This window comes from Acinetobacter sp. HA (genome assembly GCF_000264725.1).
GTDB lineage: Bacteria > Pseudomonadota > Gammaproteobacteria > Pseudomonadales > Moraxellaceae > Acinetobacter > Acinetobacter schindleri.
This window is the reverse complement of sequence record NZ_AJXD01000050.1, coordinates 1-9985: the sequence shown is the minus strand read 5'-3', so window position 1 is coordinate 9985 and position 9985 is coordinate 1. Positions and strand designations below refer to the sequence as shown.

Annotated in this window: 8 protein-coding genes and 2 pseudogenes; 3 read left to right on the top strand and 7 right to left on the bottom strand. The window is 40.8% G+C overall.

What is annotated here, in order from left to right:
- Positions 1-241: pseudogene (locus HADU_RS15330) on the top strand (IS4 family transposase); the annotation flags it as partial.
- Here the strand turns inward: HADU_RS15330 and HADU_RS10340 are convergent.
- From HADU_RS10340 to HADU_RS10315, 6 genes are all read right to left on the bottom strand, one after another.
- Positions 203-562, bottom strand: coding sequence for a hypothetical protein (locus HADU_RS10340; RefSeq protein ID WP_171056667.1), 360 nt, complete (start codon positions 560-562; stop codon positions 203-205). The pseudogene HADU_RS15330 and the gene HADU_RS10340 overlap by 39 nt on opposite strands.
- 104 nt (positions 563-666) lie before the next feature.
- Positions 667-1581 carry a matrixin family metalloprotease gene (locus HADU_RS10335; RefSeq protein ID WP_008305943.1) on the bottom strand — a complete coding sequence of 305 codons (915 nt, stop codon included), beginning with the start codon at positions 1579-1581 and terminating at the stop codon, positions 667-669.
- Between the two features lie 69 nt (positions 1582-1650).
- Positions 1651-2481: an OXA-134 family carbapenem-hydrolyzing class D beta-lactamase gene (gene blaOXA, locus HADU_RS10330; RefSeq protein WP_008305942.1), complete on the bottom strand. Its 831-nt coding sequence runs from the start codon at positions 2479-2481 to the stop codon at positions 1651-1653.
- Between the two features lie 149 nt (positions 2482-2630).
- Positions 2631-4571 (bottom strand): molecular chaperone DnaK, encoded by a 1941-nt coding sequence (gene dnaK / locus HADU_RS10325; RefSeq protein WP_008305940.1) that lies wholly within the window; start codon positions 4569-4571, stop codon positions 2631-2633.
- A gap of 155 nt (positions 4572-4726) precedes the next feature.
- Entirely contained in the window at positions 4727-5269 is a 543-nt protein-coding gene (gene grpE / locus HADU_RS10320) for a nucleotide exchange factor GrpE (protein ID WP_004780371.1), read from the bottom strand.
- 1110 nt (positions 5270-6379) lie between these two features.
- Complete coding sequence (locus tag HADU_RS10315) at positions 6380-6862, bottom strand: hypothetical protein (RefSeq protein ID WP_008305938.1); 483 nt, start codon at positions 6860-6862, stop codon at positions 6380-6382.
- Positions 6863-7068: 206 nt separating this feature from the next.
- On the opposite strand from HADU_RS10315, the pseudogene HADU_RS10310 reads away from it, so the two are divergent.
- Positions 7069-8138, top strand: a pseudogene (locus HADU_RS10310) (alpha/beta hydrolase).
- A gap of 71 nt (positions 8139-8209) precedes the next feature.
- On the opposite strand, the gene HADU_RS10305 reads toward HADU_RS10310, so the two are convergent.
- On the bottom strand, positions 8210-8881 hold the full coding sequence (locus tag HADU_RS10305) for an acetoacetate decarboxylase family protein (protein ID WP_004814046.1): 672 nt from the start codon (positions 8879-8881) through the stop codon (positions 8210-8212).
- 180 nt (positions 8882-9061) lie between these two features.
- Here HADU_RS10305 and HADU_RS10300 point away from each other — a divergent pair, with 180 nt between their 5' ends.
- The gene (locus HADU_RS10300; RefSeq protein ID WP_413540696.1) at positions 9062-9568 is read left to right on the top strand and encodes a peptidylprolyl isomerase; all 507 of its coding nucleotides are present in this window, start codon (positions 9062-9064) and stop codon (positions 9566-9568) included.
- Positions 9569-9985 lie beyond the last annotated feature (417 nt).

Below are 9985 nucleotides of genomic sequence, written 5' to 3'. Positions count from 1 at the left end.
GATTGCGGTGTTAGCTATAAGCTTCTGTTGGTGTTACTTAACGGGTGAATGGCAACATGATCAAAAAAAAGCGATAAAAATAAAGAAGCATGGACGACTCTCAATGAGTTTATTTCGCTATGGTTTAGACTATGTTCAAATGGCGATTCAGCGTTTAATTGGTTTTGGGAAAAAAGAAGAGTTTAAGGAAATTTTGGCAATTTTAAGAAGGCAGAACCCTGATAGGATAAGGGTTCTGTGAAATTTGTCGTGTACAGAGAAAAATCTCATAAGCTGTGATAGTAATGTCGGTATCACTTGGTAACAGTTTTTGTTCTTCCTCAATCAGGTCGTTGATCGGCAGCAGAGTTTGCCTCACTTCTAAATGCAGAATATCCTGGTAAGCAATATTTTCATCCTCAAGTTCAATCAGCTGCTCATTGAAATAAGGGAGCAGAATCGCATGCAAATAAGGCTGAAGTTCTACAATATCAAAGATTTCGATATCACGAGTTTCATCAATTGTACTGATATGATCATTGGCTTCAATCAGGATATGGTAATAACTCATGCCGATCTCCACAGAGGGCTTTGGTGAATGATAGATGCTCACAATAACATGAAATCATCGACTATGGTCGTTCAAAAAGATAATAAAGACATAAAACTTATAAGGAATTAAATCGCTTAAGATTTGCGTGTATATAGCAAAGTCTTGTCTGCCGGGCGCAGTTCGAAATTTTCCAGCTTTTGTTCACCCAGTACCGGATACATCAATGCTTCAGGATCGCCATGATGCAATAAACCCAAGGCATGACCCAGTTCATGTGCCAGTGTTAGACGCAAGTCATCTTGCGCATCAAACTGATAGATATGGATTTCATCGCCTTTAAAAATTCCTTTATGGAACTGGCGTGGCGGAAAGCGCTGTTGTGCCTGATTGATATTGTTATGGTGAGACTGAACACTGCTTTGATAGGCGGAAACCTGAGTATTAAAAGATAATTGTTGTTGCTGCAGATATTCTGCTTCACGCTGGAAACGTTCTGACCTGAATTGAAGCTCGTTAAATTCCTGTTGCAACTGCTGACGTTGATGAGCAGAAAGTCCCGGCTGATTGCGCCGTAGCATGAGTTGCTCGAACTGGAGTTGTAGCAGATTGCGCTGCTCTAACAGCTGACGCTGTTGCTGATCCAGATGATTTCGGGAGGCGGTCAGGTTTTCTGCCTGACGTTGATATTGGGCTTCATCGCGAAGTAATTTCTGTGTGGTTTTTTTCAGTGCATCATATTCCTGCTGGCGGTGATCATAAATCAGCTTGATGCTGAGCTGTGCATTTTCATCATAGACCATCAGGTCATCACGGCCAGTGCCACGATGCCAGATCTCAACGGCTTCTTGTGCCAGTTGAATCACTTCTTCACGGGTCAGTCCAAAACCCGGGTCGACCTGATCCACCTTAAAGCGTAAGCGCGTATCAAAAGGATGGGTGAGTCGGTCAGTCAGAGAGTTGAATTTTAGCTGCGGATGAGACTGGGTCTGTAGATGCAGAAAACCTGCAACTAGTAATACCACTACGACTAGACAGAACAAAAGACGCATATTTTTTATTTAAATGTTTATTCTTAAAAATATAGCTTAAATTTGGCGTTTTTCCCATGCCTATTTACGTTACTCTTCAGCTTTCGGATAAAGCCCTAATTCGGCCAAGGCCTGCTGCAAAATTTTAAGACGGATCGCCGGATCCATATTACTTTGCATCTGCATATTCAGTGAAAATGCCACGATTTCGTCCTGAGGTGTTTCGATCCAGCCGGTGAGCCAGCCGACTTGCGGCTCCACATCCATACCCCAACCGGATTTGGCATATAGGCGATAATCTTGTCGCTCCTGTAACAGTAACATGGCTTTGACTTGTTGCTGGACTTGAGGATCAAAGGCAAGTTGCTCTTGAGCAAGCGCAGAGGCAAATTCGACTTCTTGTTCCGGGGTGATTTTCAAAGGTCCGACTAACCAGAAGTTGTCGATATGCTGACCAATCTGCTGATTACCAAATCGAATGCGTTGCACTTCCTGTTGCATTAGTTCCAGACCAATGCGACGTGCCAGTTCCTGATAGACCGGTACAGCAGAAGCTTGCATGGCTTGGCCGAGAGTCATGTCTTTTTCCCAGGCTGCAAAACTGCGTTTCTTGCCATCCCATTTAAAAATTTCATTGGTTGTGGCTTTGCCATGTTGCAGGCCAATCAGGGCATTGAGCATTTTAAAAGTAGAGGCGGGAACATATTCGGTATCTACACGGCTTAAATCATTGCCATAGACCTGTATCTGTTGATCACGCTGAATCACTAAAACACCTGCGCTTTGCGCCTGATCAAATAATTGGGCAATGGCTTGGGTAGATTGAGTTGAAGTGCTTTGAGATGGGGAAGATGAAACAGGCAGGCTACACGCCGTCAGGCCCAAGCAACTGAGTAAAGGCAACAAAATAAGAATTTTCATAAGTTCAGGATATTTTAATATTTGATTTAACTTAAACAGCTTTGCCTGAAAATACGATCCAATTTTGGTAATTTTCCATTTATTCCTTCAAGTTTAGGCATAAAAAAACCGCGCTTTCGCGCGGTTTTTTTTAAGCTTAAGCTGACAAATTATTTTTTATCATCTTTCACTTCAGTGAACTCAGCATCTACAACGCCGTCATCCGCTTTTTGTTGTTGACCTTCACCGCCCTGGAAAGCATTTGGATCAAAACCTTGCGCACCGCCTTGGCCTTGAGCTGCTTCATAAGCACGTTGAGTAATCGGCATGATGATGTTTTGCAGCGCTTCAGTTTTCGCTTTGATCGCTTCTACATCATTTTCTTTAGTTGATGCTTCTAACTCAGACACTGCAGTTTCGATTGCAGTTTTTTCGTCAGCAGTCACTTGTTCACCAAGATCTTTCACTGCTTTTTGAGCAGAAGAAACCAAGGCATCCGCTTCGTTACGTGCTTTAGCCAGCTCTTCAAACTTACGGTCTTCTTCAGCATTCGCTTCAGCATCTTTGATCATTGCTTCGATTTCAGCATCAGACAAACCTGAGTTTGCTTTGATCTGGATAGATTGCTCTTTACCAGTGCTCTTGTCTTTCGCAGATACTTTCAAGATACCATCGGCGTTGATGTCGAACGATACTTCAATTTGTGGCACACCACGTGGAGCTGGTGGGATATCGCCTAACTGGAAGTTACCCAACAATTTGTTTTGTTGAGCCATTTTACGTTCACCTTGGTAAACCGAAATGTCTACTGCAGGCTGGTTGTCAGCAGCGGTAGAGAATACTTGCGATTTTTTCGCAGGAATCGTGGTGTTTTTCTCGATGATTGGAGTCAACACGCCGCCCATGGTTTCAATACCAAGTGTTAAAGGCGTTACATCCAGCAGAAGTACGTCAGTTTTGTCGCCAGACAATACCGCACCTTGAATCGCAGCACCTATTGCGACTGCTTCGTCCGGGTTCACGTCTTTACGTGGCTCACGACCGAAGAATTCTTGTACTTTTTGTTGTACAAGTGGCATACGAGACTGACCACCTACCAAAATTACGTCAGAGATGTCAGAAGTCGAAAGACCAGCATCTTTAAGTGCAATACGGCAAGGCTCAATCGTACGCGCAACCAGGTCAGCAACCAAACCTTCAAGTTTTGCACGAGTAACATTGATCACTAAGTGTTTAGGACCAGTCGCATCTGCAGTGATGTATGGAAGGTTGATTTCAGTTGCGTTAGAAGAAGAAAGCTCGATTTTTGCTTTTTCAGCAGCTTCTTTCAGACGTTGTAACGCAAGTGGATCGTTTTTCAGATTCACATTTTGTTCTTTCTTGAACTCTTCAACCAGATAGTCGATCAATGCGTTATCGAAGTCTTCACCACCCAGGAATGTATCACCGTTGGTAGATAACACTTCGATTTGCTGGTCGCCATCAAGGTCAGCAATTTCAATGATTGATACGTCGAAAGTACCACCACCCAAGTCGTATACAGCAACTTTACGGTCGCCTTCTTTCTTGTCCATACCGAACGCAAGTGCAGCAGCAGTTGGTTCGTTGATGATACGTTTAACTTCTAAGCCTGCAATTCGGCCTGCATCTTTAGTAGCCTGACGTTGCGCATCATTGAAGTAAGCAGGAACAGTAATCACCGCTTCAGTCACTGTTTCACCCAGATAGTCTTCTGCAGTTTTCTTCATTTTTTTCAGAACTTCTGCAGAGATCTGTTGTGGTGCAAGTTTCTTGTCGTTTACTTCAACCCAAGCATCGCCATTGTCAGCTTTCAGGATTTTGTAAGGAACCAGACCGATATCTTTTTGTACTGCCTGGTCTTCATAACGACGACCGATCAGACGTTTGATCGCGAATAATGTATTTTTAGGATTCGTTACCGCTTGGCGTTTAGCTGATTGACCCACCAGAATTTCACCATCTTTGTACGCAATAATAGATGGAGTTGTACGTGCGCCTTCAGCGTTTTCGATAACTTTAACTTTGTCGCCTTCAAGTACTGCAACACATGAGTTTGTAGTACCTAAGTCAATACCAATGATTTTAGCCATTTGGATGTTTCCTCAAAAATTCTTTTATTCCCAAATTGTTTCCCTTATCAAAGGGAAATTAAAAGGGATTTACTTGTTATCGGATATGAGAGCCGTTCAATTTTTTTCAAGTAAATTTTTAGAAAAAATTTCACAAACTCCCGAATTTATTTAGCTTAAGCGCCAACCATAACCATTGCAGGACGTAATAAACGGCCGTTCAGGGCATAGCCTTTTTGCAAGACTGTACCGATCTCATTGGCTTTGGCATCTGGTGCAATACCAACTGCCTGATGTAACTCGGCATTAAAACCATTCTCGGTATCAACTACGACCACACCAAATTTTTCTAATGTTGTCAGTAAACCTTTTAAAGTTAGTTCTACGCCTTCCCGTAACGGGCCTTGTTCTTCACCCGCAGCGAGAATTGCACGTTCCAGGTTATCTACAGTTTCTAACAGCTCTTTAGAGAACTTTTCCAAAACAGTATCTTTATGCTTTTCTGATTCGCGCTGAATGCGTTCTACACTTTTTTGTGCCTCATATACGGCATTTGCAGTACGTGCTTTTTCCAGTTTTAAATCGCCTTCAAGCTGGGCGATTTGTTCCTGTAAAGACTCAACGGTAACTTCAGCTTGTTCAGGTTCAGCTTGAGCTGTTTGTTGTTCCGTTTGCTCTTGCTCAAGTTCTTGAGCTTGATCGTTTTGCTCAGTCGCCATTGATTTACTCCGTTTAAATGGGTTCTTAAACATGTACAGTCCTTCGGTATCAGTGCTAACTGTGTGAATGCTGAACTGCCATGATTTGGGAAGTTCTTAATTACATAAAGAAGTCGGGGCTGGGCTTCAAAATTCAAGCGAAATGAGTGATTAATTTTAAGATTTATTGCAAAAGTCCGTATTTCTGTTGTTCCAAACTGGATTGAAATGAGAAAAAGCAGACAATTTCTCTGTTTTGAAGATAAAAACCTCAGAATTTTTAGTTAGTTTTGATCTTAGTAATTAGATGAGAGATGAATGTATAAGTACTTAAATTAGTTTTTAGAAAATAAATCATTCATTAAAATAATGTTTTTAATCAGAAAAATTTTTAATCGTATTTTTAGATATAAATAATAATATTTATCTGTTTTAAAAATTAAATCAAAAGCACCATCATAGCTTTATCAACAGTGACCTGGTTCAGAAGGAGAGAGCCGAACTAGGTTACTGTTCCTGATTCGTTTTACCCTTTTATAGCTGAATACCCCAAGACTCAGCTATTTTTTTGCCTGAATGTTTATGTTGACTGTTTTTTAGACATAAAAGCGATTAATAACTAAGCAATAAAGTATTTCACAAAAAATGATCAACTTCGTATTATTCGTTTCAGATTCTATCGCTGTAGTTTCTTCTTATTTTGAAATGTGTTTTTCAAGCTTATCCTCTCTAGATAAGCTTTTTTTTTGCGTAAAATTTATTAATTTTCTTCTCACATTCTAGTGATCAGTCACTTATAGAAAAGCTGTAAATTAAAGCCTACAAGGATTCAGGACAATATCTACTTTGTTAGATACTCGAATCAGCCTAATATTGATTTATCGAGAACAGGAAGTTCTTAAAAATTTGCTGAGAAGCATATAAACGAGAGGATGTTCGTTTAAACACAACCCTATAAAACCCCTGAAGAAATACGCTTCAGGGGTTTTATTCTATAATAGCTATCTAACATCTATTTCTATTCATAAAGACATTAAAAAAAGCCCGAGATCGGGCTTTTTTATAGATGAAACTTATCTGGATCAGTGGCCGTTTAAGTCGCTTTCAACTTTTTAGATTAATCTTACTATTCTAGCGACGTGATTCCTGCCAGCGTTTGACACGTTCATTTCGGTTCTGTTCAGCTTTACGTCGTTGCTGCTGTTCAGCTGCTCGGCGACGTGTATCTGTCTGCTGTCCACGCTTTTTACGCTCTGCCTCGGCTCGGTTTCTAGCCGCTTGGCTGCTACTGATTTTTTTGCGTTGCTGTTCAATACGCTGGCGTTCCTGCTGACGTCTGTGATCCAACTCAATCTGTTTTCTACGTTGATCATTTAACTGGCGTCGCTGTTGCTCTAGTCGCTGACGTTCCAGTTCAGTTCGGCGACGTTCCTGCTGTAAACGTCGTTGCTGTTCATATTCCCAACGCTGCCGATCATAACGGTAATCGCGGTCATAGCGATAGTCATAAGCTCTATTATAACGTCCGTCATAATAGTCATCTTCAGGGAATGCGACACAACCTACAGCCAATAAGCTCGTCGCAATTGATACGAATATCAGTTTTCTAGCCATAGGTGAGCACTCCTTGTTAAGGTCAATCCTACAATTTATGCCTCAACAGCAGCTTAAATTGTCAATGACAGGGGGATAAAATGAGATTAGCTTATTGATCTGCCTAAATTTGTATGTCGATGTGGGCACTTATATAAGAATATGGTCAAAATACACCCTGATCATGTAGAAAATATGAAGAATTAAGCGAATAAGGATGGGAAGCTATGGTGATATCGAGTCAGCAATTACAGGCCATGATGGATAAGGGGCAAGGGGTAGCAGCACGTCTGCTGGACCGATTACCTAAAATTGCTCAGGAAAGAATAGTCAGAAGTCTGGATTATCCTTACCACTATCCTGAACTGGATCCCTTTGTAAAATGTCTGATGGCCGTGCAGTTAAAACAGGGCAAAACTGGAATAGTCAGAGAAGATATCGCGCAGTCACGTATTTTCTTTGAACAGAGCATGCAATTGCTAAAATCCAAACCGACTGCTATTCGCCAGGTTGAAGATATCCGGTTATCCTTGCACAGTGGCATCGTACAAGCACGTCACTATCACCCGGCTCCAGCTAAAAAGTTGCCTTTAATTATATTTTATCATGGAGGAGGCTTCCTGATTGGCAGTCTGGACACACATGATGAATATTGTCGGTTGCTGGCCAAACACGCGCATGCCCAAGTATTAAGTGTCGCTTATCCTCTGGCGCCGGAACATCATCCTTCACAAATTGTTCAAGTTTGCGAAGATGCACTGGCTTGGGCGCATCAACACAGCAAGCAGCTCAGAATTCTAAAAAACGCATTGCAGTCGCAGGAGACAGTGCGGGTGGCAATTTAGCAGCAGTTGTAGCTCAGCGCAGTGCAGACAAGGTTTATGTACCTCAGGCCCAGTTACTGCTTTATCCAGCCATGGACTTTAAAAGCCGTCATCCTTCCTATTTTGCTTATAAAGATGGTCTGGTACTCACTGATGGTGATATCGAACTGGTGACTTATCATTATGTGGAACGACATGAAATTGCTTTGGATGATCCACTCATTTCACCGACCTATGGCAACCTGAAAAATTTACCGCCGACTTATCTGATTACTGCTGGTCATGATGTGTTGCATGATGAAGGGGCTATTTATGCACATAAGTTGCGTCAGCATGGAGCGAAAGTGCATTATCATGATTATACCGATCAGACGCATGGTTTTATTAATTTGACCAGTATTTCAAGACGCGCCAAAAAGAATGTAATTGAAATGAGTAAACACTTCCGTAAGTTCTGGGATAAGCATAGTTAAAAATAGCTCTCTATCTATATAGAGTAATAAATCAAATCTCAATTAAGGTGTTTCACGTGAAACACCTGTTTTTACTTTTTATGTACCTTGGCTTCGGGAAAGATCAGATTGAATTTAGGTACATAAAAGCTTTGTATATATTTAGCGCGGGAAAAATCCGGGAAAATCGATTGAGTATTTTGCCACTCTACCTGAGCGAGTTTGGATAGATAGCCTCTGAATTGCGGGCTAAACTGATAATGTGACGATTTCCAAGTTTGTCGAATCTTTAACATGGATGTTGGAAGATGATAGCTATTTAAATAGAAGGAACGTGATGATTTAGATTTCTTCAGAAGAACAGTCATGTTTTGCCCTTGATGAGTGATTCGACAAATGACTTCCTGTCCTTGTTCCTGCCATTCAAATTCTGCGTATTCCTTCGGTATCCCCCATAAGTGCTGACCGTGAACAATAGATTCATGCGTAGAAACATAAATCTTTGGAATAGTAGACAGACGTCTTCGACTTATTAAAGGATGGTCCATAATCAGTAGCTCGTCATAAGGACCTACAGGAGAATGGTGATAATGTACCAGCATAACTTGTACAACACGGCCCAGCGGAGAAGGAGCAATTCCAAAATTCCGAGATTCACGGATAAAGTGCGGTGTAATCCAATAATTCAAAATAAAACCCTCTCCCTGTAAATGCCAGGGAGGAAACTGATGAATATTTTTCTCCTGCAAACGATGCACGTTCATTCTTATTCTCTTGTAATTGGTCGGTTAGGGTAATGCATTAATGGGTATCAAAGATTAATATAGCTTGATTCTCAACCCTTACTTCTGAGTAGATGAGTTAAAAATGTTAAAAAACCATTATATGCAATAGCTTTAACAGCTTTAGCTTTACCAGCACTGGCGGCCAATTCCATAGTTGAAATGAAAACTTCTATGGGGAATATCGAAATTGAGCTTTATAATGATAAAGCACCGATCTCTGCCAAAAACTTTGAAGACTATATAAAAGACAACTTCTATAAAGGCACCATTTTTCACCGGGTGATTCCAGGTTTTATGGTACAGGGGGGCGGCTTTGATGCGAATATGGTGGAAAAGCCAAATAATAAGTCAACTATTAAGAATGAATCTTATAATGGTTTAAGCAATACACGTGGCACTTTAGCCATGGCCCGTATGAACCAGCCAGATTCAGCCCGTTCCCAGTTCTTTGTGAACCTGGTCGATAATAACTTTTTGAACCGTTCTCCTATGAATGCGGGTTATGCAGTATTTGGTAAAGTAACTAAAGGCATGGATGTGATTGATAAAATTGCTGGTGTTCCAACTGCCAACTATGGAATGCATCAAAATGTGCCGCTAAAACCAATTATTATTAATAGTGTGAGCATTAAAACAGCAAGCCCGCAAAAAATAAGTAAAAAATGATGTAGAAATCTTTTACGGTTATTTTTATTTTATAATCATGTGGTTATGTGAATAATAGAATAAAAATGATCCATATTGGTGCATAAAAATAGTACACTCGTGATTTGTGTCAGTGAAAAGCACTTGCACGTGTAGGAAATTGCCCTATAATGCACCCATACCGACGAGATACACGGTGATGAACGAAGCGAGACGCTGAGTTATCCGGTGTTTTGAGTCCAGCTTCTGGCACTGACGAGGTGTTAGAAAGATCATTAAGAGATTATGAAGAACAACTTGTGTGGATTTTTACTGGTTGATTGATCGAAATTATTTTCATTGATTGATGGTAGAAATTACTCGAAGTTTATTTGAGAAATTGATGTCAGAAAATTGATGAGCCAGATTTGGTGTTTTGAATAAAGCACTATTGATTTT

Bases quoted from the DNA above. Each gene is read 5' to 3' on its own strand.
- blaOXA (WP_008305942.1), bottom strand. From the start codon at position 2,481: ATGAAAATTCTTATTTTGTTGCCTTTACTCAGTTGCTTGGGCCTGACG.
- grpE (WP_004780371.1), bottom strand. From the start codon at position 5,269: ATGGCGACTGAGCAAAACGATCAAGCTCAAGAACTTGAGCAAGAGCAA.
- HADU_RS10335 (WP_008305943.1), bottom strand. From the start codon at position 1,581: ATGCGTCTTTTGTTCTGTCTAGTCGTAGTGGTATTACTAGTTGCAGGT.
- HADU_RS10315 (WP_008305938.1), bottom strand. From the start codon at position 6,862: ATGGCTAGAAAACTGATATTCGTATCAATTGCGACGAGCTTATTGGCT.
- dnaK (WP_008305940.1), bottom strand. From the start codon at position 4,571: ATGGCTAAAATCATTGGTATTGACTTAGGTACTACAAACTCATGTGTT.
- HADU_RS10300 (WP_413540696.1), top strand. From the start codon at position 9,062: ATGAAAACTTCTATGGGGAATATCGAAATTGAGCTTTATAATGATAAA.
- HADU_RS10305 (WP_004814046.1), bottom strand. From the start codon at position 8,881: ATGAACGTGCATCGTTTGCAGGAGAAAAATATTCATCAGTTTCCTCCC.